Origin of the sequence: Paenibacillus sp. FSL H7-0716 (assembly GCF_038002705.1) — a bacterium.
In the GTDB taxonomy this organism is placed as follows: Bacteria; Bacillota; Bacilli; order Paenibacillales; family Paenibacillaceae; genus Paenibacillus_AQ; species Paenibacillus_AQ odorifer.
The window spans coordinates 1-26,241 of the sequence record NZ_JBBODA010000013.1 but is presented as its reverse complement, the minus strand read 5'-3'; the positions used below and the strand labels follow the sequence as shown (position 1 = coordinate 26,241).

The 26,241-nt window shown below is 46.6% G+C and carries 27 protein-coding genes; 22 read left to right on the top strand and 5 right to left on the bottom strand.

The window, feature by feature from the left end; translation table 11 throughout:
• Positions 1–180 precede the first annotated feature (180 nt).
• Both MHH60_RS17330 and MHH60_RS17325 read left to right on the top strand, forming a co-directional pair.
• Positions 181–1,248 carry a sulfate ABC transporter substrate-binding protein gene (locus MHH60_RS17330; protein WP_076137545.1) on the top strand — a complete coding sequence of 356 codons (1,068 nt, stop codon included), beginning with the start codon at positions 181–183 and terminating at the stop codon, positions 1,246–1,248.
• 137 nt (positions 1,249–1,385) lie between these two features.
• A complete protein-coding gene (locus MHH60_RS17325) occupies positions 1,386–2,171 on the top strand; it encodes an MBL fold metallo-hydrolase (protein WP_076137544.1) in 786 nt (261 codons plus the stop codon).
• Positions 2,172–2,239: 68 nt separating this feature from the next.
• On the opposite strand, the gene MHH60_RS17320 is transcribed toward MHH60_RS17325, so the two are convergent.
• On the bottom strand, positions 2,240–2,389 hold the full coding sequence (locus MHH60_RS17320) for a hypothetical protein (protein WP_162636677.1): 150 nt from the start codon (positions 2,387–2,389) through the stop codon (positions 2,240–2,242).
• Between the two features lie 99 nt (positions 2,390–2,488).
• On the opposite strand from MHH60_RS17320, the gene MHH60_RS17315 reads away from it, so the two are divergent.
• Genes MHH60_RS17315 through MHH60_RS17305 form a run of 3 tightly spaced genes read left to right on the top strand, consistent with a single transcriptional unit; the run spans position 2,489 to position 4,732 of the window.
• The gene (locus MHH60_RS17315) at positions 2,489–2,614 is read left to right on the top strand and encodes a hypothetical protein (RefSeq protein ID WP_306082285.1); all 126 of its coding nucleotides are present in this window, start codon (positions 2,489–2,491) and stop codon (positions 2,612–2,614) included.
• 43 nt (positions 2,615–2,657) lie between these two features.
• Positions 2,658–2,930, top strand: coding sequence for a GNAT family N-acetyltransferase (locus tag MHH60_RS17310; protein ID WP_306082284.1), 273 nt, complete (start codon positions 2,658–2,660; stop codon positions 2,928–2,930).
• A 17-nt stretch (positions 2,931–2,947) separates the two neighbouring features.
• The gene (locus MHH60_RS17305) at positions 2,948–4,732 is read left to right on the top strand and encodes an ABC transporter ATP-binding protein (protein ID WP_076137542.1); all 1,785 of its coding nucleotides are present in this window, start codon (positions 2,948–2,950) and stop codon (positions 4,730–4,732) included.
• Between the two features lie 71 nt (positions 4,733–4,803).
• On the opposite strand, the gene MHH60_RS17300 is transcribed toward MHH60_RS17305, so the two are convergent.
• Both MHH60_RS17300 and MHH60_RS17295 read right to left on the bottom strand, forming a co-directional pair.
• On the bottom strand, positions 4,804–5,607 hold the full coding sequence (locus tag MHH60_RS17300; protein ID WP_038569149.1) for a Cof-type HAD-IIB family hydrolase: 804 nt from the start codon (positions 5,605–5,607) through the stop codon (positions 4,804–4,806).
• A 12-nt stretch (positions 5,608–5,619) separates the two neighbouring features.
• Positions 5,620–6,567 carry a DMT family transporter gene (locus tag MHH60_RS17295; protein ID WP_076137540.1) on the bottom strand — a complete coding sequence of 316 codons (948 nt, stop codon included), beginning with the start codon at positions 6,565–6,567 and terminating at the stop codon, positions 5,620–5,622.
• Between the two features lie 228 nt (positions 6,568–6,795).
• Between MHH60_RS17295 and MHH60_RS17290 the strand changes: the two genes are divergently transcribed.
• The 6 genes from MHH60_RS17290 to MHH60_RS17265 all read left to right on the top strand — a co-directional run bounded on the left by MHH60_RS17290 (position 6,796) and on the right by MHH60_RS17265 (position 13,934).
• Positions 6,796–7,509, top strand: a complete 714-nt coding sequence (locus MHH60_RS17290) for a metal-dependent hydrolase (protein ID WP_076128159.1) — start codon at positions 6,796–6,798, stop codon at positions 7,507–7,509.
• Positions 7,510–7,568: 59 nt separating this feature from the next.
• The gene (locus tag MHH60_RS17285) at positions 7,569–9,380 is read left to right on the top strand and encodes a cache domain-containing sensor histidine kinase (RefSeq protein WP_076137538.1); all 1,812 of its coding nucleotides are present in this window, start codon (positions 7,569–7,571) and stop codon (positions 9,378–9,380) included.
• Positions 9,373–10,572: a response regulator transcription factor gene (locus MHH60_RS17280; RefSeq protein ID WP_076137536.1), complete on the top strand. Its 1,200-nt coding sequence runs from the start codon at positions 9,373–9,375 to the stop codon at positions 10,570–10,572. Before MHH60_RS17285 ends, MHH60_RS17280 begins: the two co-directional genes overlap by 8 nt.
• A gap of 189 nt (positions 10,573–10,761) precedes the next feature.
• A complete protein-coding gene (locus MHH60_RS17275; protein ID WP_052096834.1) occupies positions 10,762–12,093 on the top strand; it encodes an ABC transporter substrate-binding protein in 1,332 nt (443 codons plus the stop codon).
• A 107-nt stretch (positions 12,094–12,200) separates the two neighbouring features.
• Positions 12,201–13,076: a carbohydrate ABC transporter permease gene (locus tag MHH60_RS17270; protein ID WP_076137534.1), complete on the top strand. Its 876-nt coding sequence runs from the start codon at positions 12,201–12,203 to the stop codon at positions 13,074–13,076.
• Positions 13,077–13,106: 30 nt separating this feature from the next.
• Complete coding sequence (locus MHH60_RS17265; RefSeq protein ID WP_036681776.1) at positions 13,107–13,934, top strand: carbohydrate ABC transporter permease; 828 nt, start codon at positions 13,107–13,109, stop codon at positions 13,932–13,934.
• Between the two features lie 90 nt (positions 13,935–14,024).
• Here the strand turns inward: MHH60_RS17265 and MHH60_RS17260 are convergent, their stop codons facing one another.
• A complete protein-coding gene (locus tag MHH60_RS17260; protein ID WP_036681778.1) occupies positions 14,025–15,026 on the bottom strand; it encodes a lipoate--protein ligase in 1,002 nt (333 codons plus the stop codon).
• Positions 15,027–15,253: 227 nt separating this feature from the next.
• Between MHH60_RS17260 and cobD the strand changes: the two genes are divergently transcribed.
• From cobD to MHH60_RS17240, 4 genes are all read left to right on the top strand, one after another.
• Positions 15,254–16,342, top strand: a complete 1,089-nt coding sequence (cobD, locus tag MHH60_RS17255; RefSeq protein ID WP_076137532.1) for a threonine-phosphate decarboxylase CobD — start codon at positions 15,254–15,256, stop codon at positions 16,340–16,342.
• A gap of 129 nt (positions 16,343–16,471) precedes the next feature.
• Positions 16,472–17,209, top strand: a complete 738-nt coding sequence (locus tag MHH60_RS17250) for an adenosylcobinamide amidohydrolase (RefSeq protein WP_076137530.1) — start codon at positions 16,472–16,474, stop codon at positions 17,207–17,209.
• 49 nt (positions 17,210–17,258) lie between these two features.
• On the top strand, positions 17,259–18,218 hold the full coding sequence (cbiB, locus tag MHH60_RS17245; RefSeq protein ID WP_076137528.1) for an adenosylcobinamide-phosphate synthase CbiB: 960 nt from the start codon (positions 17,259–17,261) through the stop codon (positions 18,216–18,218).
• 8 nt (positions 18,219–18,226) lie between these two features.
• Positions 18,227–18,907: a histidine phosphatase family protein gene (locus tag MHH60_RS17240; RefSeq protein ID WP_076137526.1), complete on the top strand. Its 681-nt coding sequence runs from the start codon at positions 18,227–18,229 to the stop codon at positions 18,905–18,907.
• 97 nt (positions 18,908–19,004) lie between these two features.
• On the opposite strand, the gene catA is transcribed toward MHH60_RS17240, so the two are convergent.
• Positions 19,005–19,664 (bottom strand): type A chloramphenicol O-acetyltransferase, encoded by a 660-nt coding sequence (gene catA, locus MHH60_RS17235; protein ID WP_076137524.1) that lies wholly within the window; start codon positions 19,662–19,664, stop codon positions 19,005–19,007.
• A 142-nt stretch (positions 19,665–19,806) separates the two neighbouring features.
• On the opposite strand from catA, the gene MHH60_RS17230 reads away from it, so the two are divergent.
• From MHH60_RS17230 to MHH60_RS17200, 7 genes are all read left to right on the top strand, one after another.
• Complete coding sequence (locus MHH60_RS17230; RefSeq protein WP_076137522.1) at positions 19,807–20,343, top strand: AAA family ATPase; 537 nt, start codon at positions 19,807–19,809, stop codon at positions 20,341–20,343.
• 125 nt (positions 20,344–20,468) lie between these two features.
• On the top strand, positions 20,469–21,920 hold the full coding sequence (gene pdxR, locus MHH60_RS17225; protein ID WP_076137520.1) for a MocR-like pyridoxine biosynthesis transcription factor PdxR: 1,452 nt from the start codon (positions 20,469–20,471) through the stop codon (positions 21,918–21,920).
• A 13-nt stretch (positions 21,921–21,933) separates the two neighbouring features.
• The gene (locus tag MHH60_RS17220) at positions 21,934–22,866 is read left to right on the top strand and encodes a D-alanine--D-alanine ligase (protein WP_076137518.1); all 933 of its coding nucleotides are present in this window, start codon (positions 21,934–21,936) and stop codon (positions 22,864–22,866) included.
• Complete coding sequence (locus MHH60_RS17215; RefSeq protein WP_076137516.1) at positions 22,859–24,022, top strand: aminotransferase class I/II-fold pyridoxal phosphate-dependent enzyme; 1,164 nt, start codon at positions 22,859–22,861, stop codon at positions 24,020–24,022. The genes MHH60_RS17220 and MHH60_RS17215 overlap by 8 nt, the downstream gene beginning before the upstream one ends.
• 95 nt (positions 24,023–24,117) lie before the next feature.
• The gene (gene cobT / locus MHH60_RS17210; protein WP_076137514.1) at positions 24,118–25,179 is read left to right on the top strand and encodes a nicotinate-nucleotide--dimethylbenzimidazole phosphoribosyltransferase; all 1,062 of its coding nucleotides are present in this window, start codon (positions 24,118–24,120) and stop codon (positions 25,177–25,179) included.
• Complete coding sequence (gene cobU / locus MHH60_RS17205) at positions 25,176–25,724, top strand: bifunctional adenosylcobinamide kinase/adenosylcobinamide-phosphate guanylyltransferase (RefSeq protein WP_076137512.1); 549 nt, start codon at positions 25,176–25,178, stop codon at positions 25,722–25,724. Before cobT ends, cobU begins: the two co-directional genes overlap by 4 nt.
• On the top strand, positions 25,721–26,241 hold a 521-nt coding region (locus MHH60_RS17200; RefSeq protein WP_341161151.1), incomplete at its 3' end, for an adenosylcobinamide-GDP ribazoletransferase. The genes cobU and MHH60_RS17200, both read left to right, overlap by 4 nt.

Sequence of the window (26,241 nt, the reverse complement as noted above, 5' to 3'; positions counted from 1 at the left end):
GGATTTAATCCGCTGAGGATATAAAATTAATAAATCTGGGAACAACAGCGGCCGAAAGTCCAAACATTCCGCGTAATTACGGCAAATACCGAACGTGGGTTACTTGAATTTTAAGTTTCAGCCATAGAGCTACTTTCAAGGAAATATTAAAAATCATTACCTCGAAGGATGTGGGCCGCAATGAATGTCAAAAGGAGCAGACAACTGCACGGATGTTTTGCTGCCCTAATGCTGGCCATACTCACGCTGACAGCAGTCGGTTGCGGGAATGAGAAGGCAGCTACGACGATGGCAGAGCCTTCGAAGCAAGGGGATGTTACGCTGGTAATTGGCGCATACAGTGTGGCTAAGGATGCGATGCAGGATATTTTGCCGTTATTTGCTGCCAAGTGGAAGGCGGATACGGGTCAGGATATTAATTTTCAGGAGTCTTATGAGGCTTCAGGGACACAGGCGCGAGCGATTGCAGGTGGATTTGAAGCGGATGTGACGCTGCTAGCCATGGAAGGTGATGTCGAGAAGCTAGTTAAGGCTGGACTCGTAGCGCCGACATGGAAAGAGCAGGGTGAACAAGGCATGGTGACACGTTCAGTAGTAGCTCTTGGTACCCGCGAGGGAAATCCTAAAGGCATTCGCGATTTTGCGGACTTAGCCAAGCCGGGGATTAAAGTATTATATCCAAACCCGAAGACCTCTGGTGGTGCGCAATGGGATATCAACGCGATCTATGGGGCTGGTCTGAAGCTGTCAGAGGAGCAGGAGGGCGCAAAGGATCCAGCAGCAGCCAAAGCTTTTTTGGAAAGCATTCATGCCAATGTAGAGTCTCTGGATAAGAGTGGCCGCGCTTCTATGGCAGCCTTCGAGTATGGAGTGGGGGATGTAATTGTCACCTATGAGAATGAACTGCTGGCGCGGATTGCCCAGGGAGTCAAATACGAAGTTATTATTCCTAAAAATACAATTCTGATTGAGAATCCGGCGGCTGTCGTAGAGAAATATGCGGATGAGCATGGGACACGCATAGCATCAGAAGCACTGGTTGATTTTTTGATAACCCCACAGGCACAAGAGATCTTTGCAAAATATGGCTTTCGTCCCGTGGATAAACAAGTCTATGCCGAGCACAAAAGCGATTACCCTGATCCGGCGGGCCTCTTTGATATTAACTATTTAGGAGGCTGGGATGAGGTGCGAAGCTCACTTTATTCCAAGCGCGGAATTTGGTATCAGGTACTTGCCGGAATATAAGGTAGAGGTATAGTAAAAAGTCATCCCAACAGTTCTTCTGTGTGGGGATGGCTTTTTTTGGTGGGTCTCTTTAAGATAGAGAAAGGGTAATTTAGATTTAAGACTTCGTTGAAGAGAACCTGAAGGAGAGATAGCAGATGGATACGTTGGTGTTTTTGGGTACAGGGGATGCCATGGGGGTTCCTCGGGTATATTGCAGCTGTGTGACCTGTACAGAGGCAAGGGAACAGGGAAAAAATATTCGCCTGCGCTCTTCTGTACTTATAGATAATGGCAGTGATTTTTTAGTGATCGATTGTGGGCCTGACTGGCGGCGTCAGATGGAGGCGCAGGGAGTACGCAATATGCGCAGACTTCTGGTGACACACGCTCATTTTGATCATATTGGTGGGCTGCCGGAATGGGCGGATTCTTGCCGCTGGATGGGATATAAGGGCCAGCTCTATGCCCCAGCAGAAGTAATTCCGATTATAGAGCGGCAATATCCATGGCTGCGCAATCAGATCGAGATGATTCCTTGTGATGAAGGCATAGAGCTAGATGGCTGGACAATAGATACCTGGAAAGTGAACCATGGCAAGAATGGATACTCGTATGCTTTTCGTCTGGAGAAGGAGGGCTATGTATGGGTGTATTGTCCAGATTCCATTTCTCTTGGAGCTGAAGAGACACGCCTGATGCATGGAGCTGACTTGCTGGTATTAGGTACAAGCTTCTATTACGAAGCCGCGGAGTTATCCACTCGTTCTGTATACGATATGACGGAAGCGGCGGAGCTACTGCAAACGGTGAAGCCTCAAAAGGCAATTTATACCCATATGTCGCATGATGTGGATATGAGAAAATCATATATTTTACCGGAAAATGTTACGCTGGCCGAAACGGGGATGAGAATACCCTTAGGGTCTTCGGAGATCGGCTGAAATTTAGATAAAAAAGAAAACTCCCTTCTTTTGCTGGAAGGGAGTTTTCATGATCCTATTTAAACCTGTTATATTCCGCCTTGTTGAATCCGTTTAATTAACTCTTCAAGCCAAGAAATGGAGTGGTCCGCTTTAGCTGAGATATTCACTAAATCAAAAAGGGACATCATTCGGGCAACTTCCGCCTGTTGATGTTCCTTTTGTGATTTCTTTTGCATTCAGTATTCAGATCCCCATTTATACTATATAATCAAAAAGCATATCGTATTATTTTTACATATTTAGAATAATTATCATCGCCAGAGGAGGCGTATGAAGTGGCTGACTCCAAGGATCCATTCCTGCTTGATTTTCCTGAGAGTTTTGAAACAGAGAAGCTGCTCATTCGTGCCCCTGGCTTTTGCTCAAGTATTACCCCCACTAGAAGAATCAGAGAAAGTTAATAGAGAAGGCAGACTGGAGTTTCTAAAAAGGTATAAGCTACATATGCGTATTTTTAGAAGGGATACGGAGGGTTTTATCGGCTGCATTAGCCTGCATCATCTAAACTGGAAACTCCGCAGTTTTGAGATTGGTTATTGGATCCGGAGCACCTATGCAGGCAAAGGATATATGACAGAAGCCGTAAATGGAATCACCAATTTTGCCATACGTGCGGGTTTTACACTGGAAGGGATCCTGCGCAGTGCGAGTCTTGGGTATGACGGGGAACGGCATGATAATAAGGTGTTCGCTAAGGTTAGAGGTATAGAATTTTAAGTGAGAGGGCTGGTTCTTTGAAGCAAAAAGGCGTATTTTCAAGATTAAGTACATATATGTTAAGGCACAAGCTTTTGTATACGATTTTATTATTTACGACTTTATTTGGGATTGTTCTAGATTTAACGATTGCTTGGCTGCTCTCAGTAATTACGGATGCTGCGGTTAGACTCGATGTGAAAGCTTTTAAAGGGCTGGTTATTTTCGGATTAATCTACTTATTAGTGAGTGCAATTAATGGTTTTATCGATCGATATTTCAAAAATAAAATCTCTGCCAAGATCAGAAATGAGCTGCGGTTGGATATGATGCGGCATGCCTTAGCTCTTCCTCAGTCTTATTTTGACCGTAATCATTCCGGGGATTTGTTGTCCCGCTTTACCAATGATAATCAATCTGTGGGTAATGCTACAGGCGAAGTAATGATTGATCTAATCCGTAACCCTTTACTAGCCCTTGCGGCTTTTGGTTATTTGCTCTATATTAACTGGCTACTGGCATTGATCTGTTTTGCAATGGGGCCTTTGATGTTCCTTACGGGAAAAATCTTCGGTTCAGCGATGCGTGAGAACAGTGTGAAGATTCAGACTAATATGAGCAAGATTACTTCCTTTTTACATGACATTCTAGGCAGTAGTATGGTGTTTAAATCCTTTAGCATTGAACGCAGACTAATGAAGCAGTATCAGGAGCATAGTGAGAATATTACTTCTGAAGAATTGAAGCGGGGAAGAATTGAGGGAGCTACTGGCTCATTCTCTTCTTTTTTGGGAAACTTTACGTTTCTTCTGGCGCTGGTCGTGGCTGGTTATTTTGTGGCAAAAGGATCACTTGAGGTTGGTGCGATGATTGCTTTCATCCAGCTCATGAATTATTTAGTAATGCCGTTCTCGTCATTGCCGGGACTGATCAATTCGATGCAGCAATCACTTGGGGCGGCGGGGCGGATCTTTGAGGTGTTGGATAGCCCGGTGGAGGTTGAGACCCTTCCAGAAGTGGACACAAAGCAACCAGAATTTGAGAGTATGGTAATGTCGTCGATCTCTTTCTCGTATCCGGGAGCAGAGAGACAAAGTATAAACAAGATCAGCTTAGAGCTTCAAAAAGGAGCACAGATGGCGGTTGTGGGACCCAGTGGTGGAGGGAAATCTACGCTTTTCAAACTATTGCTTGGATTGTATGAACCCGATGAAGGCGAAGTAATAATCAATGGGCAGCGGATCAACGAGATGAGTCTGGCTAAGCTTAGAAGTTATTTTTCCTATGTGCCGCAAGAGGCAGGTCTTTATACGGGAAGCATTCGTGATAATATTCGGAATGGAAATCCAGAGGCGGATGAGCAAGAAATTCTGGAAGCATTGCGAAAAGCGAATGCCTATGATTTTGTAATGGAATTGCCTGAGGGACTGGATACTGATATTGGTGAGGAAGGCTCACGACTGTCCGGGGGACAACGTCAGCGGTTATCCATTGCAAGAGCAATTCTGAGAAACGCTCCTATTCTGCTGTTGGATGAAGCTACTGCTGCGCTTGACAATGAATCAGAAAAACTGGTGCAGCAGGCCATTCGTAAACTAATGGGAGACAAAACTACACTCGTTATCGCGCACCGTTTATCTACGATTCAGAACGCTGATATCATTCTCGTGATGGAGAATGGTGAAATTGTGGAGAGTGGAACGCATGATGTACTGCTTGCTGCCGGAGGAAGATATAATGATCTGTACTATTCTCAGCTAGAGCAGGAAGAAGAGAGTGGAATGGGACCCGAGAAAGTGGAATTAGCTTCTACAGGAGTTTGAGTGGTGGAATAAAAAAGGGTGTAGCAACGTCATGAAATATGGCGTTGCTGCACCCTTTTGCTTAAGGAAATTTAGTTTACTTTATTAAGAATGAATTTATCAATCGCATATTTCACGCCATCGTCATTGTTGCTTAAGGTCACGAAATCAGCAATTTCTTTCAGAGCAGGAATAGCATTCTCCATAGCGACGCCAAGTCCGGCAGCTTCCAGCATCTCATGGTCGTTCCAAGAATCACCTACAGCGATGGTCTCGGAAAGCTCACAGCCGTAATGTTTGGCTAGGAATTCAAGTGCAATGCCCTTGGTTCCTTCATGATGCATGATTTCTAGAAAGTGTGGTTTGGATTTGGTAATATGCACGGAATCACCAAGCAATTCATGCAGGATTGGAGCCAGTTCATCCAAGAAATCAGGATCATCGATAATTAGCATTTTTGGTGTTTTTTGCGGAACAAGCTTTTCCCAGTCAGGCTCAATAAAATATTGCGTTTTATTCAAGTCCGTATAGTCTTTGATCTTTTGGTTGTCTTCACGGGCATATAGCTTGTCGTCAATGTAAGTTTGCAAATGCAGATTATGCTCCACGCAGTAAGTGAACAGCTTGCGGACTGCATCTTGCGGGACGTAACGCTCATACAGTACTTTTTCATCGAGCAAGTTCTTAACGAGTGCACCCTGGTAAGTAATGATAGGTACGTTTAGTCCAGTTTGACGGGCAATGGCTTGAGCGGAAGCGTAAGCTCGGCCTGTAGCAAGGGTTACAACAACACCTGCGGCAACAGCCTCTTCAAGCGCAGTTTGGGTAGCGGGTGTTACTTCCTTGTCATCATTAATCAGAGTGTCATCAATATCAATCGCGATCAATTTGTACATTTGTCTCTCTCCTTATCTCTTTCTAAATAGATGTAATTTGGAAAAATAACTCTTCTTATGTTGATTCTGACCCGGTTCCGGGCTCAGCTCTGCCATAAGCATAGCCCCCAGAATACAACCACAACCGAGCAGAGCGGACAACCCGAGTGTTTCCCCGCCAAAGGCTAAACCCGTCAGAACGGCAAATACCGGTTCTGTGGCATAAATAATGGCTACCCGTGATGGGGTAGTATATTTCTGACAGGCGGTTTGAATCCAGAAGGCAAAAGCGCTGGTTGGCCCGATGGAGATCAGCAGAGCCCAAAGCACATCTGGGTCCTTAATCAGCTCCCCGCTGTGGGCGAGAGGTGTTGCCCCTTCAAAAATAAGCGAGGCAGCAATACTGAACAGCCCAACGAAAGCAAGCTGCAGAGTAGCTAGCGGCAACGCCGGATAATGAGGTGCATAAACGCCAGTATAGGCTACCTGTAACGCAAAAGCTATGGCACATAGAAGAATCAAGGCATCGCCTTTATTCAAGGATAATGCAGAGCCCGTGAAGGTCAACAGATAAAGCCCGATTGCGGCGAGTGCCGCACTGAACCAAGTGTATCGTGAAATCGCATGCTTCAATAAGGCTAGAGACAGAAAGGGTACTAGGACAACTGATAGCCCGGTAATAAAGCCGGTATTAGAGGTTGTTGTATATAGAAGTCCCATAGTCTGAAAGCCATAGCCCATAAACAAAAAAAGGCCAAGCAGCAGAGAATCGCGTACCATGAGGAAACTTAGCTGTTTCCAATCCTTGCGGTAAAAAATAACTGTGATTAGAGCCAGCAACAGGGCAGCGCCCATAAAGCGGATGCTATTAAACGCGAGCGGTGGCAGCACCTTGACAGCATTTTGTACAATCAGAAAGGTACATCCCCACATCATCGCCACCAATAGCAGGCTGGAATCGGCTATACGGGAACGCTTCACTACTTAGGTCATCCTTTCTTCAGCAGCTGCCGTCTCTATGTAGACGACAAGGACAAGTTGTCCAAATTGTATCGTATATTCATGGGGAGGACAAGATAGAAATCGCGTAAAGGCTTATAGACTAAGCGATTTCAGCGTTTTATGTAGACAAAAAAACCGGGTCTTGATATACTTCGATAACCGCACATTTGTTCTTGTTTTTGCATCTTAGAAAGGAGCGGTTTCACTATGATGGGCAGATCCCATTTAATTATCAGCACCGGGGTTACCCTATCTGTTATGAGTTTGATGGCCCATGAGATTACAATCCCGGTTATTGCCGTCGCGGCATTAAGCTCGCTCCTGCCAGACATTGATGAACCGAATTCGTTACTGGTACGCAAGGCGATTCCTGACTTTCTGCTCAGGGTACTACAGGTTGCTTTGATAGGAGCAGCAATTTATCTTTATTTTGCAGGAATCGTTGAAAGCCCTTGGAATATTGTACTGGCCCTACTTGTGGGGAGTGTGACTTTCCTGCCGGGAAGAAAGCTGCGGCATCTGGTGATGGTACTAATCGCTACTGCAGTATTTGCATACGGAGGGGCATATGATCCTTGGAACTACATAGTAGCTTGTATACTCGTAGTTACATCACTTGTCCCGCATCGTGGATTAACTCATACCTTATATGCTGTTGCAGGCTGGAGTACTTTATTGTATTTTGCTTCATCGGGTATACAGGATGGTGGCAGTCTATGGATAGCAGGCGGCATGTCTTATGCGCTTCATCTATTAGCCGACTCTCTCACCCAAAGGGGAATTACGCCCCTGCCACCCATTCCATTTAAGCTGCGTCTAAAGCTAATGAGTACAGGCACGAAAAAAGGTGGAGCTGTAGAGAATGTTTTTATCCTGCTGACACTCGCCCTAGTTGTATATGTATTTATACTTTCTCCTTGAGATTTACGGATATGAAGCACATAATGAATTACCGCTAGAACACACAGGAGGCGGCTGTTATGCGGGGGGATTCCTTAGTGAAGTGGTTTGGAAGATTGCAGATTCGTAATAAAATTATCCTTATTTTTATACCGTTGATCATTTTTCCATTGCTTGCTTTAGGCTTGCTCTCAGGGCAGATGTTCAGCCGTTCGATGATCGAAAAGGCTAAGTACAATTTTAAAGATGAATCCAAGCTCATTATGCAGCAAATAGATACGATTGTAAAAAACACGGAGAGCAGTGCCAACATTATTACTACCGACATCCATCGGATGTATGCTGAACGTCCGTTGTTATCCTCGACGGTGGAGCAGACGCGGTTTCGCAATTTAATGCAGAGCCAGCTTTCTATCGATCTGATTATTTTTCCGGATGTCGATTCTGCTGTGTTCGTAGATACGGAAGGCCAGATTTATTCCTCTTACGCCTACGGTAATCCTAACGAGCAGAAGGTATTCAGCAGCGATATGCTGGAGAAGGCTAAAGAAAAAGGCAGCTACGGAGTCAACCGTTGGCTTCCCATGGAACAGAGGGATTATCTGGTTAGTGATCCGGCAGTTCCGGTGCTCACACTAAGTAAAGTCGTGTACAATCTTAAAACGGGCAACCTAATAGGTACATTATTTGTGAACGTAAAAGAAGATACTCTCTCTGCTTTTCTGGAAACCGCTAGAGAAACCTCTTCGGACAAGAAATATTTTGTAGTAGACGGAACGCAAAGGACCGTGTCTACTCCTGATAAATCAAAGCTTCTACTGAAGCCTGAGGACAGGCTGAACGGCAGTCTTAGGAAGACGGGAAGCTCTGTCTCGGAAATTATCGGCAGGGGGAGCGGGCGAGAGCTGGTCACAGTGACGTATTATGATAAGCTGAATTGGAAGCTTGTGAATACGATTTCGCTGCAAAAGTTAACCGCTGATATTCATCGCAATATAACGTTAACTATATTCGTGGGAATAGGATGCCTGTTACTGTCTCTGCTGCTTGCAGGAAAGCTGTCACAGATTATCGTAAATCCGCTTCTTCAGGTGACGAAGGCGATGCGTAAAGTAAGGGAAGGCGATCTGAATGTCACCTCACCAGTGACTACAGAGGATGAGACGGGGCTGATCTCCACCGTATTCAATTCTATGGTTGGTCGTATTCAGGAGCTGATGCGGACGATTACGAACGAACAAGTCCGGAAACGTGAATATGAACTAGCTCTGATTCATGCCCAGATCAAACCCCATTTTCTGTACAACACACTGGATACGATTTATGTACTCAACGATTTGGAGCTTAATGAAGCAGCTCGGGATACGACCAAGGCACTGGCAGACTTCTATCGGGTTGTTCTTAGCAAAGGGAACGAGGTTATTCCACTGTCCGAGGAAGTATCAAATGCAGCTGATTATTTGGCTATTATGCAGGTTCGAAACCCCGACGTATTACGTTACGAGATTAATATCCCGAAATCTCTCGAAGAAGTCAAGGTACCCAAATTGTCCCTGCAGCCGCTCATCGAGAATGCAATCTACCATGGATTAAAAACAAAGGGCAGTCAGGGGCTAATCTCAATAGAGGCTTATACACACGGAAAAGAAGTTATCATTACCGTGGAGGATAACGGTGTTGGCATGTCAGAGGAGCAGGTGTCCCGGATTGTAGAATACCGTTCACGAGAAGGAAAACCGGCATCCATTGGTATATACAGCGTTCATGAACGGATTAAGCTTTATTTTGGAGAACCATATGGCCTATCGGTGGAAAGTAAACTGGGAAAGGGTACTGTTATGAAAATGACGATTCCCGGAACGGAAGCGCAGGGGGGCAGCATAGATGTATAAAGTGATGGTTGTAGATGACGAGCCGCTGTTTCGTTATTATATGCGGACCAAGCTGGATTGGAGTAAATATGATTTCAGTGTCTGTGGTGAAGCGTCAAATGGCAGAGAAGCGCTGGAAGAAGCGGAACGGACGAAACCTGATTTGGCTTTAGTGGACATTAGCATGCCCTATATGGACGGTATGGAGCTGGTTACCCGGTTACAGACCAATGCTCCTGATATGCTGATTGTTTTTGTAACAGGGCACAATGAATTTGATTATGCGCAAAAAGCGATTCGCTTAGGTGTACAAGATTATTTATTGAAACCGTTTAACCAGCAAGAGTTTAACGAGATGATGATCAAGGTGAAGCAGCGCCTTCAGTCACATAAAATAGGTGCACGCAAAGCTGGGAAGCCGGAAATAATTGCAGAAGGAACGGCTTCCAATAAGCTCTTTCCACTCCAAATGGACGAGGAGAATTCCTCTGAAGGGATAGAGGGGTTCTCCTTTCCATCCAAAGAAATCACTCATCTTGGAATCCAGGATGCCATGCTGATGGCGTTAAAGATGGGGGATGGCGATGCAGCGGCGAAGGACATAAGCAAATTAATTGAGATTCTACGACGCCAGAGAGGGGGAGGCAGCTATTCCTTTACTCTATTAATGAGTATAGTATCCCTTTGCCTTGCCTATGCTGGAGAAAGAGGGATCAATCCGGAAAGTCTCTGGAAACCAGCAGGTTCATCAGAGCAGCGGCTACGGGAGATGGATAACTGGGATGAGACCGAAAGCTGGATAAAAGGCTTGTACAGTAAAGTCATTGATCAAGGTCGTGAGCACCGCCCCTCTAAGTCTTACAATTTATTCATTGCCGCCAAAGAGTACATCCGGGAGCATTATTCCGATTGTGAGCTGACAGTTGACCAGGTGGCGAATGGCGTGTATGTAGATACCAGCTATTTACGGAAGGTTTTTCGAAAAGAAGGTGGAATCTCTGTACTTGATTTCATTACCTATACTCGTATGAAGCAGGCCAAGGAACTGCTTGCTGGAGGAAATGTGAGACTGTCTGAAATCGCCGGTAAAGTTGGCTATAATGATCCGAATTATTTCAGTAAATGCTTTAAAAAACACTATGGCATGCCGCCGTCTGAATTTGAGCAGCTGGCTGCCCGTTCCCGCCATATTGGCGTTAATAATGAAATTTAATAAACAAATTTGGTGGCGGCTCTCTGGTGAGGCCGCTTTCATTTTGTCCTGTTTATTACCGATTGTGCCCGATATGGCTCTTTTTGGGTCTTCAAGGCTCAAATATAATAGAAACAGGACGATGAAAACGCTAACAAATAGCGGATTCAACTAGCTCCACTAAATAGAGCATCAGAAAGGGGATTCATTATGAGCAACAAGTTATTCAGAACACTGGGGGTTGCAACCGTTTTATCCTTAGCTTTCTCACTTACAGCCTGTGGTGGTAACAATGCCGGAAACGGTGGTTCAACCTCTGAAGGTTCCAATACGACCGCTGGGAATACCGATAAGAAAATTCAAATAAAAATTTATGCACAGCATTTTGACGAAGATACTTCAAAGCCATTTGATTATGCCGTAGAGGAATTAAAAAAGGAAATGCCGGAGGTGGAGATTGTACTGGATGAGGCTGTTCAAGATGGCTACCAGAAGCTGAAAACATATGCCGCGACTGGGAACATGCCGGATATTTATGAAACAGACTGGCCTACGCTGCAAACCTTCGCCAAATCTAAAAATGTCGAGCTGCTTGATGAATACCAAGCCACCAAAGATTTCAAAGCGAATCTAAACACAGGGAATGAGTCCCGTCTGATTGCCCCAGACGGTCATGTATACGCATTCCCGTATACGGGAATTGAATTCCAAATGTTGTTTTACAACAAGGATATCTTTAAAGAGGTAGGCATCGAGATGCCGATCAAGACGATCGATCAGCTGGCTGAAGCGGCTAAGAAGCTTTCTACAGCAGGGTATACACCGCTCTCCATTTTCGCGAAGGAGAAATGGATCACTACTTCTTTTTATAGCGGACTTGTGACTCGTGAGGAGACGAAAGGGTTTGGCCCACTCGAAACGAAGGGAACGACAACATTGCCTTCGCCTTATGTAACAGCAGCAGAACAAATGAAGAAGCTGGAAGAAGCAGGCTTGTTCGACGTCAATGCTACGAATACCAATTATGATCAAGCTTCCTCTTTGTTCTACCAAGGAAAAGCTGGCATGTTCGTCAACGGGCAGTGGGAAATCTACAGCAGTGCTGAGAAGCTTGGGGATAAAGTGGATTGGATGTACTGGCCAGCTAAGGACGAAGCGACTTATGAGAACAACAAAATGTACATTAACGGTGCAGGAGGTCCTGGTGGCTTTGCCGTTTCTCCAAGCAGCAAGAATGTAGAGACTGCAGTGAAAGTAGCTAGTTTCATCGCACAAAAATATAGCGAATACAAATATACACAGCTGGGTAGCCCGATCGTAGCGACTAAAGTGGATAAAGAAATGACCGGTGAAGTGCCTGCCATGATGAAAAGAATCGCTGAAGAAGTGCTGCCAAACGTGAAGGGTTACGCTAATGCGGTAAGCAGTGTTCAAATTAAAAATGCACTGGACGACAATACACAAAATATGTTGATCGAAGGATTCTCGGCTAAGCAGTTCACGGATAACATGAACCGAGTGCTGAACAAAGAAAATAAATAATTAGAGAAATAAAATAAATAAAAATTGGTCCATGCCCTGCAGCTCACCCGGATCGAGTCCTTATATCGGGTGAGCGGCTTGGCAAGGAAGGAGTGGAATCTTACCGCATGCATAAATACTTAGGTAATAAGAAAGCCATAATGCTGTTTCTGCTTCCCGCTCTGTTGATTTATAGCGTAGTGATTATCTATCCGGTGCTTCAATCCTTTTATCGTAGCTTTTTCGAGTGGGACGGGCTCAGTACGGCTACTTTTAACGGATTGTCCAACTATGTAGAGATGTTTGATGATCCATTGCTTTTGACATCCCTTCGTAACGGCCTTATTTTTGCACTGGTACTCGCTGTATTTCAGATCGGATTGGGAACCATTCTTGCACTTGCCTGTGCCGATCCGCGAATCAAAGGGCGTAAGTTGTTGAAAACAGCTTATTTTATCCCCGTAGTTCTGTCGGTTACGGTTGTTTGTCAGCTATGGATTGCCATCTACGATCCGAATAACGGATTGATCAATAAGCTTTTTGAAATTTTGCATATTCCTTATCAACAAAACTGGCTCACTTCGCCAACCACATCCATTATTGCGATTGCCTTTGTTAATGCTTGGCAGTTCATGGGTTACCAGTTCAGTCTTTTATATGCGGGGGTTAAATCTGTCCCTGAGCAGTACATGGAAGCTGCCACGATTGACGGTTGCTCCAAATGGATGGCGCATCGTAAGGTGACGATTCCAATGATGAAGGAGACGTTCAAATTCTGTCTGATCATTGCCATTACTTCAGGAATCGGTGCTTTTGTACAAATGTTGATTATGACTAACGGCGGACCGGGAACGAGTAACTATACGCTTACCTTTATGATTTATCGTTATGCATTCTTGGAAAGCAACTACGGCTATGCCTGTGCGGTATCGGTTGTGCTTGTCCTTCTGTCGCTTCTGGCCACCATTATTATCAACAAGACATTTGACCGAAATGAAGCATAAGGCAGTACGCCGGAAAGGAAAAGGAACGTTATGAAAAAAGTGAGAGCATTGCTCATACAGCTTCCCTTATGGATTTATTTTATCATTTCCATCTATCCGCTATTATGGATGATTTCTTATTCTCTGAAAAATAACGATGAGATTTTTGTCACCAACCCTTTCGGATTTCCGACTAATTTCCGGATTGAAAACTATGTGGCCGCTTGGTCACAGTTCAATATACCGCGATATTTTACGAATAGCTTGGTAGTCTCTACGATTTCAACGCTACTTATTATCATATTATCGCTGATGTTCTCATTCGCAATTTCCCGGCTGCGGTGGAGATTCCGTGAAGGGGTCAGATTGTATATGACGATCGGAATGTTCATGCCGCTGCAGGTAATTATGATTCCACTTGCCATACTCGTACGGGATTTACATCTGACGAATACCTACGGTGGGCTGATTGTTCCTTATGTCGCCATTGGATTGCCGTTCTCTTGTCTGGTATTCTACGGCTTTATGAAGGGTATCCCTGGGGAGCTGGAGGAATCCGCTTGTATGGACGGCGCGAATGTATACCGGATGTTTCTGCAGATTATTGTGCCGGTTGTAACGCCAGCTGTCGCAACAGTAGCCATTTTTCAATTTCTGAACAACTGGAATGAATTTTTGCTGGCTTATATTCTGATCTCTGATGAGGGGATGAAAACACTGCCGCTGGGTCTATTGTTCTTCCAAGGCCAATACAGCACAGACTGGGGTGGCATGGGGGCGGTTATGACGATGGCGAGTCTGCCAATGGTTATTGTCTATTTGTTCTTTAGTGAGCAGGTAGAACGGGCAATGACAGTTGGATCTGCTGTAAAAGGATAAAGCGAAGAGTATTAATTCATGCAAAAGAGGACTTCTGGCGAATGCGCAGGAGTCCTCTTTTTGATTCAAATCATGACCAGTGAATTCATCCTATTCCTCTAGGAAGACCAATCCGATAAAATCCTCCGGCTCAATACGACCGAAATAATGCTTCAAATCGAGATCAGCTAATGCTTCTCTAACCTCAGCCTCGTCATAACGTTTGCCACGAAGTGCATTTTCAACATCTACTACGTCACCGACTCCGAAGAAGTCACCATAGATTTTGATGTCTTTAATGAGGGAATCTTCAATATCCATCCGAATATCAATAATTCCGGCAGGGAATTTGCGCGTGTGCTTAACGTTGCTTTTTGGTGACAGACCGTAGTTCCAGTCCCAGTTCTGGTAGTGCTCCTTGGAGATCTCGTTAATTTTGTCCCAGTCGGCTTGTTGCAGCTTGTACTGAGGAACCTCAGAAGAATCCATGCCAAAGATCGAACGCAGCAGGCCGGCGCGGAACTCCTCGATCGTCATATCTGTACCCAGCAGCTCTTTGATATTCGCTACACGACTGCGTACGGATTTGGTGCTCTTTGATTTAAACTTCTCTGGATTCACTTTTAGAGAGGCTTGTACATCATCTAAATTAAGATTGAACATCAAGGTACCATGGCTGAACATACGTCCGCGTGTGGAGAACTGAGCGTTACCGGAAATCTTTTGCTCACCAACTTGCAGATCATTCCTTCCGCTTAGCTCGGCGTTAACGCCCATGCTTTGCAGGTAATCGATGACCGGTTGGGTGAATTTCAAAAAGTTATGAAAGGATTGGCCGTCATCCTTGGTAATAAAGCTGAAGTTCAAATTTCCAAGATCGTGATAAACAGCTCCACCGCCGGATAGACGACGTACGACCTGAATATTATTATCTTTTACATACTCTTGGTTAATTTCTTCGATAGTATTCTGATGTTTCCCGATGATGATGGATGGGCTGTTGATATAAAAAAGCAGGTAACTCTCGTCCATCGGCAAGTGCTTCAGCGCATATTCCTCAATCGCCAAATTGATGGATGCGTCAGTAATCCCTGTGTTATCAATAAAAAGCATAGTGAATTCCTCCGTCGCAGCAAAATTGATTACAACCTTCATTTTAAACCAAAAGCGGTTTTTTAACAAAAGAGATCACATCTTTGAGATTCATGTCGGTTTGGGGGAAGCAGGGGATTTAGCTGGTTCCTTCTGCGAAAGCATTGACGTTCTTCCGGCAAAGAGTCAATAATGGTGGCAATGACATACATATCGTGCTAGAGAAAGTAGATAGAGGGAGTGTAATTATGCTTGAAAAATATGGGCATGGCGGTGATTTGCTGACGGCAGCGGAGCTCTATGGAGAAGCTGGGGGCACATTTCTCGACTATAGTGCCAACATCAATCCGCTCGGTCCTCCACCGCAAGTTTTGGAGCTGCTCAGAACAGCACTGTCGACGGTGGTGGCATATCCGGATCCTGGACACCGACGCTTTAAACGTCTGCTGGCGGAAAATCTTGGCGTAGATAATAGCTGGTTAACTGTAGGCAACGGAGCAGCGGAATCTATGGCTTTGCTGCTGCTGGCGATAGCTCCGCAAAAGGTTGGCATCGTGGAGCCTTGTTTCTCTGAGTATCAGCAGCTTTCTATACAATTTGGCGCTGAAGTATTATCGGTTCAGGGGACAAAGGAACAGCATTTCCGCGCTGGAGTGGAGGAGATTGCCGGGCTGCTTGAACAGGTGGAGCTGTTATTTCTCGGACAGCCGAATAATCCCAATGGCGTTCAGTATGCGGTGGAGGAACTGCGCTTGTTAGCGCAGAAGGCTGAAAGCTGTGGGACTTATTTGGCTGTGGATGAAGCTTTTATTGACTTTATCCCGGAGTCAGAGCGAAATACACTCCTGCCGGAGCTGGAGCAGTTTCCGCATACGGTTCTGGTGCGGTCGATGACGAAGTTTTATGCAATTCCCGGACTGCGTCTCGGGTTTGCAATTTCGCATCCGGAGCTGGCGAAGGCGATGAGCGGAAAGCAGGTCACCTGGAGTGTGAACGGCTTGGCGCTGCTGGCAGGGGAAGCCTGCCTTACAAGTGGACGTGACTATGAACAGCGCACGCGTGAGCTTATTGCAGCAGAACGCGAAACGCTGCGGCAGGGTCTTATGCAGCTGGGCTGCGATGTCCCACCGGGAGAAGCCAACTTTCTGCTCTGTGGTTTGCCATCACCATGGAGCGCGGCTGAGTTTCAGACTAGGCTTGGCCGCGCAGGTATACTAGTGCGCAGCTGCGCTATGTATTCAGGGTTAGGTGCTGAGCATATTCGAGTTGCCGTTAAGGGACATGAGGATAATGCCCGCCTTTTGCTGCAGATGGCGGAGATTCTAGCGACTAAGTGACAGGTGGATGTAGTGTTTAATGACTCTATGTGCGGAGCGAGCTGACAGTGCGATTAGCGGGGCATCCTTTCGCGGATGGTTGTAAGTATTCAATGAAAGAAATGAGCGGTGAAAGGAGCGGGATCGGCTATGGTGGAAGTGAAGATTCCATTTAATCTTACAGGGGGAATCAGGGAGTATCGTCCGGCCGTCTGGCCAGGGCTTGCTCTGCAATGGAAGGATAAGCATCTGCTGCTGGAGCTGCCAGCAGAAGCTGATGGTTTATCGAGCGCGTTCTACGGCGGAGGAATGAACCGGCTGCAGCGGGCCGTCAATTTATATGTTGATCGCAATTACGAATGTAGTGATCCTGTCCAGGATATGGAGAATAAGCTGCACGATTGGGGTTATCCTTTATCCGGCTGTGCCGGTCTGATGACGGCTGTGCCGCTAGAGCATGCAGCGGTAGCTGAAGAGGACACGGGTTCAGCGGGGATTTTTGTTTGCGTTACAGCCGCCGCAGGAAATGCTGCGCGCGCAGGTGTGGAACGTAATGTGCTGGCTGTGTATCGGCCGGGTACGATTAACATCATGCTCTGCATGGATGGCCGCCTGACACCGGCGGCCATGGTCAATGCTGTGCAGACAGCTGTCGAAGCCAAAGCTGCTGCGCTGGCAGATCTCGGGATTACCGATCCCGAGAATGGCCTGATCGCAACCGGCACAACTACGGATGCTATTGTGCTCGCTGTGAGCCAAAGCGGGCGATACAGCGCCGAGCATGTATATGCCGGAACAGCGACCGATCTTGGAGGCGCTATCGGCCGGCTTGTATATAGCGCTGTGACGGGCAGCCTGCTGTCGGTGCAGGCAAGGAAGGACAGCTAATGAGAATGGATAGCTGGAGATGTGGAAGCTCGTTCAGAGGTGATCGCTTGTGACAATCGCTTTGGTGTTGCTTGCGGCTTATGTGATTGACCGGATCGTAGGTGATCCTCGTAACCTGCCTCATCCCGTAATTGGTATGGGCAAAGCAATCACGGCTCTGGAGCGGGCGATCCGTCGTTTATGGTCCCGCCCGCAAAGCCTGCGCAGAGCAGGGGTGTTACTTCCGCTATGTGTGGCGGGCGGTGCTTGGGCACTGACAGCCATCCTGCTATGGCTGCTGTCATCTATCTCACCGTGGCTCGTCTGGATAGCCGAGGCTTGGTTGATTTCAACCACGATTGCCTCCAAGGGACTAAAGGATGCAGGAATAGCGGTGTACGTGGAATTGCAGAAGGGCGATATCCCTGCTGCCCGCAAGGCGTTGGGGATGATCGTGGGACGTGATACTATTTCTCTAGACGCCCCGGAAATTGTCCGTGGAACGGTGGAGACCGTAGCAGAAAACATTGTAGATGCGATTATTTCTCCGCTTTTCTACGCGCTGATTGGCGGTGCGCCGCTTGCTATGGCTTATCGGGCGGTCAATACACTCGATTCAATGGTCGGTTATAAGAATGATAAATACCGTGATCTCGGCTGGGCATCTGCCCGGCTCGATGATGTTGCTAACTTTATCCCGGCACGAATTACGGCATTGCTTTTGGCGCTATGTGCAGGGATGCTTCGTCTGGATTGGCTCAGATGCCTGCAAATGGTGAAGCGGGATGCACATCTACATCCAAGCCCTAACAGCGGTTATCCAGAATCAGCTGTGGCTGGCGCACTAGGCATCCGACTCGGAGGCGAAAATGTGTATCATGGCGTCGCTTCTTTTCGGGCTTATATGGGTGATCCGGTACGTACGATGGAACCGGATGATATCATCCAGACCTCGCGGATGATGATGCTCTGCTCTTCAATATTTGTAGGTCTATGTGCGGTTGCGGCATGGATATGGATTGGAGGCTGAGCGCCGGTATGGCAATTCCCTCTATAGAGCTTGAGCTGGTGCTTATCCGACACGGGCAGACGAAATGGAATGTTGAGCATCGTTACCTGGGACATACGGATCTTCCATTGCTTCCTGACGCAAGTGAGCGGCTGTCCCAACTTCAGCAGCAGATCTGCATGCAGGCTGAGTTATCAGGTGGTTTTTGGCGTGTGTTCTGTAGCGATTTGCTAAGATGTCGGGAGACCTTGGCTTTCGTAGTACCTTCACGAGAGCAGGACGCTGTTTACGATCAGCGGCTTCGTGAAATGAACTTCGGAGCTTGGGAAGGCTATACCTATGAGCAGCTGAAAGATAACTCTCTATATAGACGTTGGATTGATGATCCTTCAAAGGTTATACCGCCAGAAGGAGAATCATGGACAGAATTCGATGCACGGTTGCGTAGTTTCCTGTTGGATCTAGGTCAAGCTGCTATGGCTGCATTTGGATGCTGTGCTATCAAGGAGAAAAAAAGTGAGGTTACATCGAATAGAGTATTGGTAGTGACGCATGGGGGTGTAATCAGGAATTTACTTGCACAGTTAGTTCCTGACCTCACATTCTACAGTGCAGTGGCTCCTTCTCCAGGGAATGTAATGGTACTAAAAATACTCTGGCAGCATGGACAATGGTCAGCTGATAAAGCTGATATTGTGGAAAAAGGATGATTACATGAAAAAGGGTTCCACATCATTAGGAAAACCTAATAGGTGGAGCCCTTTATGTTTGAACTATCGTTCGCAGTCAGCTGAATAACGTGGTTAATTAGAGGTTAGGTAACCATTCCTTATAGGTATCTGCACGTGATTGTAATTCATTATACAGCATGCTGGCATGGTAACCGTCGCACACGGCATGGTGGAATTGCCCCGAGATGGGTAATAGTATTTTTTTGTCTTGCTGAAAATATTTCCCTATCGTAAAGATGGGAAGTAGGTAGGTTCCTTCGTTATACACGTTCAAGTTAAAGCTCGTGAAGCTGACCCACGGAATGCTAGAGATAGGGAAGGTGTTCGGTGGTTCGTTTGCTTTAGCGATAAATTGTTTCACGCTTCCGTACATTTTCATATCATCGAGATAACGGTTATAGAAATCATTAAACTGTTCACCGTACGAAGTCCAGATGCTTGAGAAAGTTTTATCATCAGCATGGAAAATTGTAAAACTAGGTGACAAGCTATCCCAATAACCTATTCTACCTTCAGAATCAAAACATGTGCGGAATTCACTATGACGGTTCACCACCGTAGTTATCATGTGGATTAGTGCTGGGTACAGCTTAATTCCCATATGCTTAAGCTCTGACAGTAGAAGGGTGATATCGATATTTACGGTCATGCTATAGGTGCATCTGACATTGTTTAAATAATGTTCAAAATAGGGTTTTCTACTCCAGTTATCAATGACAATCGGGTTAAAACTCATTTATTATGACCTCCTAAAATTATTTCGTTTTTCATTTTAGGAGGTCTGCTGGACTGATTTCACCATATCCTTATCACAATCCCTTGAGAAAGTATTTTGTAACGATGAGTATACCATCAAGCGGAAGGGAGATGCATTTATAATGCTGAGCGAAAAGTTGGTTATTGAAAAATTGCTTCAGCAAAAGCGTACGAGTGTTGTTTCCATCGTAGTGATGATGTGCGGGGTAGCGGGGTCGGGTAAAACAACCTTTGCTAAAAAGCTGGAGAAAGAGGGATTCGCCAGACTTTCGATAGATGAAGATATTTGGGCCACGCACGGCCGTTTCGGGGTGGATTATTCAGAGCAGAATTATGAGTCCTATAAGGAAGAGTCGGAGATAAAGCTGCGGGGGGAGCTTGTGAATCTGCTTCAGGGAAAACACCATGTTGTCATCGATTTCAGCTTCTGGCAACGTCAGAGACGGAACGATTACAAGCAACTCATTGAGAGTTATGGTGGCGTGTGGGAACTGATTCACTTAAAGGTTCAGCCAGATGAATTGCGTCAGAGACTGCTTATCCGGAGTGAACGTTTTGACGCCAATGCCGCATTTCCGATTACTGAGGAGATACTAACCCGGTTTTTAAATGGTTTTGAGATTCCTGCTGGAGAAGGGGAGCTTGTGATTGAAGCATAGAGCTGTAACTTGATTTTTTGGGCATTTGTCCTCTCATAGAACCACAGCCGGATTAAAATCCCATGGCTGTGGTTCTTTTTTTAAGCGAGTGATTGTGCCATGATAGTCATGGGGGCGATTGAGAGATGTTTAAGGATTTTAAGCTCATAGCCGGACGGCCGGTGTATATACAAATTAAAGACTATATGAAGCACTTAATCATAAAAGGCGGTCTGCAAGGCAATCAAAAGCTGCCCTCCACACGAGAGCTCAGCACATTGCTTAAGGTTAGCCGCAACTCCGTAATCTCTGCTTATGCAGGGCTTGAGGATGATGGCTTTGCTTATGCCGTGCAAGGGCAAGGAAGTTATGTTGCAGCTACGCCGCCCGGCAGTGAAACGATCTCTTCCTGGACGATGGACTGGAAGTCACGTCTCAATGATCACGCGGTGCTGGCAGAGGAACTGGATATCATGAAGCGCGGGATCCGAGCGGAGAAGGGGACGATCTCCTTCACCAGCATAGCGCCTGATGAGAGTCTTTTTGATCTGGATAATGTGAAGAGATCCTTTATGGATCGGATGTCGGTAGAAGGCAACGTTCTGCTAAATTACGGCTATGCCAAAGGGTATAAGCCTTTAATAGACTATTTGAAGCAGTATATGGAGCACAAGGGCGTTGAAATGAGGGGCAAGGATATATTGATCACCAATGGTTTTACTGAGGGATTCGATATTGTATTATCTGCTCTGAGTAAAAAAAATGGTTCGGTCATTTGTGAGAATCCGACGCATCATACAGCGATCAAAAATTTGAAGCTGAACGGTTTTGAGATCACCGGGATTTCGATGGAGCGTGATGGGATTGATTTGGCGGAGCTGGAGAAAGCATTGCAAGAGCAAGCTTTTGACTGTGCATACTTCGTCCCTTCTTATCATAATCCAACCGGAATTGTAATGTCTCCAGAGAAAAGACAGCGGCTAATGAAGCTGATGAATTGCTACCAAGTCCCGGTGATTGAGGATGGTTTTAACGAGGAATTACGATATTCGGGCTCACATGTGGCTCCACTTATCGCAGCAGCAGGCAGCGGCAACAGCGTGATTTATCTCGGCAGCTTCTCCAAGGTATTATTTCCGGGACTACGTGTAGGTTGGGTGCTGGCGGATCAGGAGTTGATCAATTCCCTCGAAAGCGTCAAGCGTGCACGTACCATTCACACCTCGACGCTGGATCAATCCATTTTGTATCAGTATTTATTGGGTGGTCATTTAGAGAAGTATTTGAAAAAAGCCAGAGCGGAATACAAACGAAAGTATGAATTAACCCTGCAATGCTGCAAGGATTTTATTCCTTATACGGCGCTGTCAGGGGACGGTGGCCTGCATCTTTTTGTAACCTTCGCGGAGGGCTTTAATACAAGGACGCTGTTGGCGGCCTGTCATGAGCAAGGGGTTATTTTTACAGCAGGAGATATATTCTTTACAGACGGTAAGGGTCAAAATACGATACGGATCGGTTTCTCCAGAGTGACGGATGAGGATATCCGCAAGGGGATTGAGATTATTGGCAGAACTGCTCGACAACTAATGGGATAAAGAGGTGCTTGAGATGAAGGTAGGCGTAATTATGGGCGGGGTATCCTCAGAGTATGAGGTATCCATGAATAGCGGTAGAGAAATAATGAAGAATCTAGACCCCAATAAATATGAAATTATTCCAATTGTGATCACCAAGCGTGAGGAGCTTATTGAGCAGGCAAAAGGGATCGATATCGCACTGCTTGCACTTCATGGAGCTTACGGCGAGGATGGTACGGTTCAGGGAACGCTGGAGACGATGGGGATTCCGTATACGGGCAGCGGGGTTTTGTCTAGCAGCATTTGCATGGATAAAGATCTCTCCAAAAAGCTTATGCGCTGCGCAGGCGTCAATACAGCAGATTGGCTATGCTGGGACAGCATAAAGGATTATTCGGCTGAAGAGGTGGAACGGCTCGGATATCCTGTTATGGTGAAGCCATGTTCAGGCGGCTCGAGTATCGGAATGGAAAAAGTGAGCAGCAGCGAGGAGCTGTTGTGTGCAGTGCAGAAGGCTTTTGCCTGTGATCAGTCGATTTTGATTGAAAGCTACATTCAAGGCCAAGAAATTACCTGTTCTATTCTAAACGGAGAGCTGCTGCCTATTCTGGGAATTACCTCAGCAAATGCCGAGTGGTTCGATTACAGTGCTAAGTATGAAGAAGGCGGGGCAGATGAACGGGTCATTGAATTGCCTACTGAGGTGCATGAGCGGGTACGCGAGGCTGCCTTGAGCTGTTACAAAGCACTAAAATGTAGCGTGTATGCACGGGTTGATATGCTGCTTAAAGAGGGGATTCCTTATGTGCTGGAGGTGAATACGTTACCAGGCATGACGAAGGCCAGTCTTTTACCCAAAAGCGCGCAAGCGGCAGGCTACACCTTCAGCGGACTGCTGGACGAAATCATCTCCCTTTCCCTAACGGAAAAGAGTGCAAAAGAAGAGGTGTACAGCCATGCATAATGAATTGATTGCTCCACGTGTGCGGGAGATTGCACCCTCGGGGATTCGGGCTTTTTTTGACCTAAGTGCGGGGAATCAGGATATTATATCGCTGGGTGTAGGGGAACCAGATTTCGTTACACCGGAGCATGTAAGAGCTGCCTGTATTCGTGCCTTGAACAATGGGGAAACGATGTATACACCAAATTCCGGTTTACTGGAGCTTAGAGAGGAGATCGCTTCTTATCTGCACACAAGTTTCAAGCTTCGTTATGAGCCAAACGATGAGATTATGGTTACGGTGGGAAGCAGCGAGGCTGTGGACTTGGCATTACGAGCTTTCATTACACCCGGGGATGAGATTATCGTCCCTTCTCCGAGCTATATCGCATATTCGCCGATTACCCATTTGAACGGGGGGGTTACGGTGGAGGTAGAATCATCGGCCGAGCAGGGGTTTAAGCTTACTGCTGAAGCGTTGCGGAAGGTGATTACCCCGCGTTCCAAGCTTCTTATGGTAAATTTTCCGACTAATCCTACAGGTGCAGTAATGACTTATGAAGACTGGCTGCCGATTGCACAGATTGTAAAAGAGAATAACCTACTGGTCATTTCAGATGAAATTTATGCCGAGCTTACGTATGACAGTCAGCATGTCAGCATCGCCTCTCTTCCCGGGATGCTGGAAAGGACGATTGTGATTAGCGGCTTCTCCAAAGCTTTTGCAATGACTGGCTGGAGAGTGGGTTATGCTTGTGGCAATCGAGAATTAATTGCTGCGATGCTAAAAATCCATCAATACACTGCGATGTGTGCCCCCGTGCTCGGTCAAATTGCTGCGATTGAATCATTGCGCAACGGAATGCAGCATAAGGAACATATGAAGCAATGCTTCGATGAGCGGAGAAAGCTGCTGGTTAGTGGATTTCGATCCATAGGACTACCTTGCCATGAACCTGCGGGTGCGTTTTATGCCTTTCCTTCCATCGCTCATACCGGAATGAAATCAGAAGACTTCGCTTTGCAGCTGCTCAGGGAGGTCGGTGTCGCTGCGGTTCCGGGTCATGTTTTTGGAGCAGGCGGAGAGGGTTATATTCGCTGCTCTTATGCCGCTTCCTTACAAAAATTGACGGAGGCGCTGGAGAGAATCGAAGATTTTATGAAAGTGAAGTTGTAATTCTAGAAGTCCCCCTCTATCATAGATGGGGGCTTTTCTGCGAATATGAGATAGAATAGGTTATACGGATACATTTAATAGGAGGTCGTAATTATATGCTTTCAGATATTCAAGACGTAATTAAACAAATCATTCCGGCTGATGATCAGTCCATCCTCAAGGCGGAGCATCGGCTGAACATTCTGACCAAACCTCCGGGCAGTTTGGGACAATTGGAACCTCTGGCTGTTAAGCTCGCTGGAATTTCGGGTACGGAGCAGCCTAGTTTCACCAAACGAACAGTTGTTGTGATGGCTGCTGATCATGGGGTGTGCTGCGAAGGGGTTAGCGCATTTCCACAGGAAGTCACGCTACAGATGGCCCATAACTTTCTCAGCGGTGGAGCGGCTGTGAATGTATTGGCACGTCAAGCTGGGGCAGAGGTACAGTTTGTTGATGTCGGCATAAACGGCGATCTTAGTCATGTCGATCTGATTGATCGTAAAGTGCGCCGGGGAACGGATAATATGGCTGTGGGACCTGCGATGAGTCGTGAGGATGCCATGAATGCTCTTCTTGTTGGGATAAGCGTTGCGCAGGAAGCGGTTAAGAACGGAACGGAGATTTTTATAACAGGCGAAATGGGCATTGGAAATACTACGGCTAGTGCTGCCATTCTATGTGCTCTCAAAGGAATAGCCCCTGAAGTAGCTGTGGGACGAGGAACGGGAATTGATGATGAACGTTTACTACATAAAATTGCAGTGGTGGAACGCGCCTTAAAGGTAAATCAGCCGAATTCAGCAGATCCGTTGGATGTATTATCTAAAGTTGGCGGACTGGAAATCGCTGGCTTGGCGGGACTGATTCTTGGTGCGGCTGCTAATCGGACACCTATCATTTTGGATGGTTTTATTTCGGGGGCGGCAGCGCTTGTGGCAAAAGCCCTTGCACCTGAATCCATCGCTTATATGATAGCCTCTCATGTATCAGGAGAACGGGGTCATAAGCTAATGCTGGAGCAGCTTGGACTTGAACCGCTGCTTAACCTAGGTCTACGATTGGGTGAAGGAACAGGGGGCGTATTATGCCTTCATTTAATCGAGGCGATCTGCCGCATTTTGAGCGAAATGGCAACCTTTGAAAGTGCAGGCATCTCTGGAGCTGGTCAACGATGAGCATTCTTGTAACGGGAGGCGCACGTAGCGGGAAAAGTGGTTTTGCAGAAAAACTGATACAGTCACTGGCAGATCAGGCCTTCTATGTAGCAACCGGACAGGCCTTTGACGACGAAATGAAGGAACGGATTGCTCTGCATCAGCATCAACGAATGGAAAGTGGTTACGCTTGGGAGACGCTTGAGGAACCGTATGATTTACCAGATCTGCTAAAGCGATTATCGGGTGAAAAAGCGGTGCTCGTAGATTGTTTGACCTTATGGTTATCCAATGCATTATTGGCCGTGGAGGGTTTTGAAAATAGACAAGAGCTTGTTGAGAGTGAAATAACAAGACTTGAAGACAGTGTGCGTTCTTTTCAAGGGACGCTTATTCTGGTCACTAATGAGGTTGGCGACGGGATTGTTCCAGAGTATGCGCTTGGCCGATTGTATCGTGATCTGGCGGGACGAATGAACGCCCTGATCGCTCGGCAATGCGAACAGGTCTTTCTAGTAACTGTTGGAATTCCGATTGAGCTGAAGAGCAGGGAGTATCGTTTATGAGGGAGCGTAGGGATGCGGCCGTAGCTGCTTTTCAGTTCTTATCCCGATTTCCTGTAAAAGGTGATCCGGGATTCTCTCCTGAACTGTTGCGCCGGAGTGTAATCTTCTATCCCATGGTAGGCGCAGCAATTGGGCTGTGTGTAGCTGCTGGAGCAGCCCTGACGGGATTGCTTTTACCTGCTTGGCCAGCAGCTGTGCTCACTCTGATTCTGTGGGTAGGCCTCACTGGCGGGTTGCATCTTGATGGCTGGATGGACAGCGCAGATGGTCTGCTCAGCTATCGGCCACGGGAGCGTGCCCTGGAGATTATGAAGGACAGCCGTGTGGGTGCGATGGGCGTACTCGCCTGCGTGCTGCTCCTGCTGTTTAAAGCTTCTTTGCTGGCAGCTCTAATCGAAGGCTACGCCTACTACGAGCTGCCGCTGCTCTTGGTACCAGCGGTCTGGAGCCGCTGGTATATGGTGCGGGCAATGGTGCGTTATCCCATTGCCCGTGGAGACGAGGGGCTGGCCGCGAA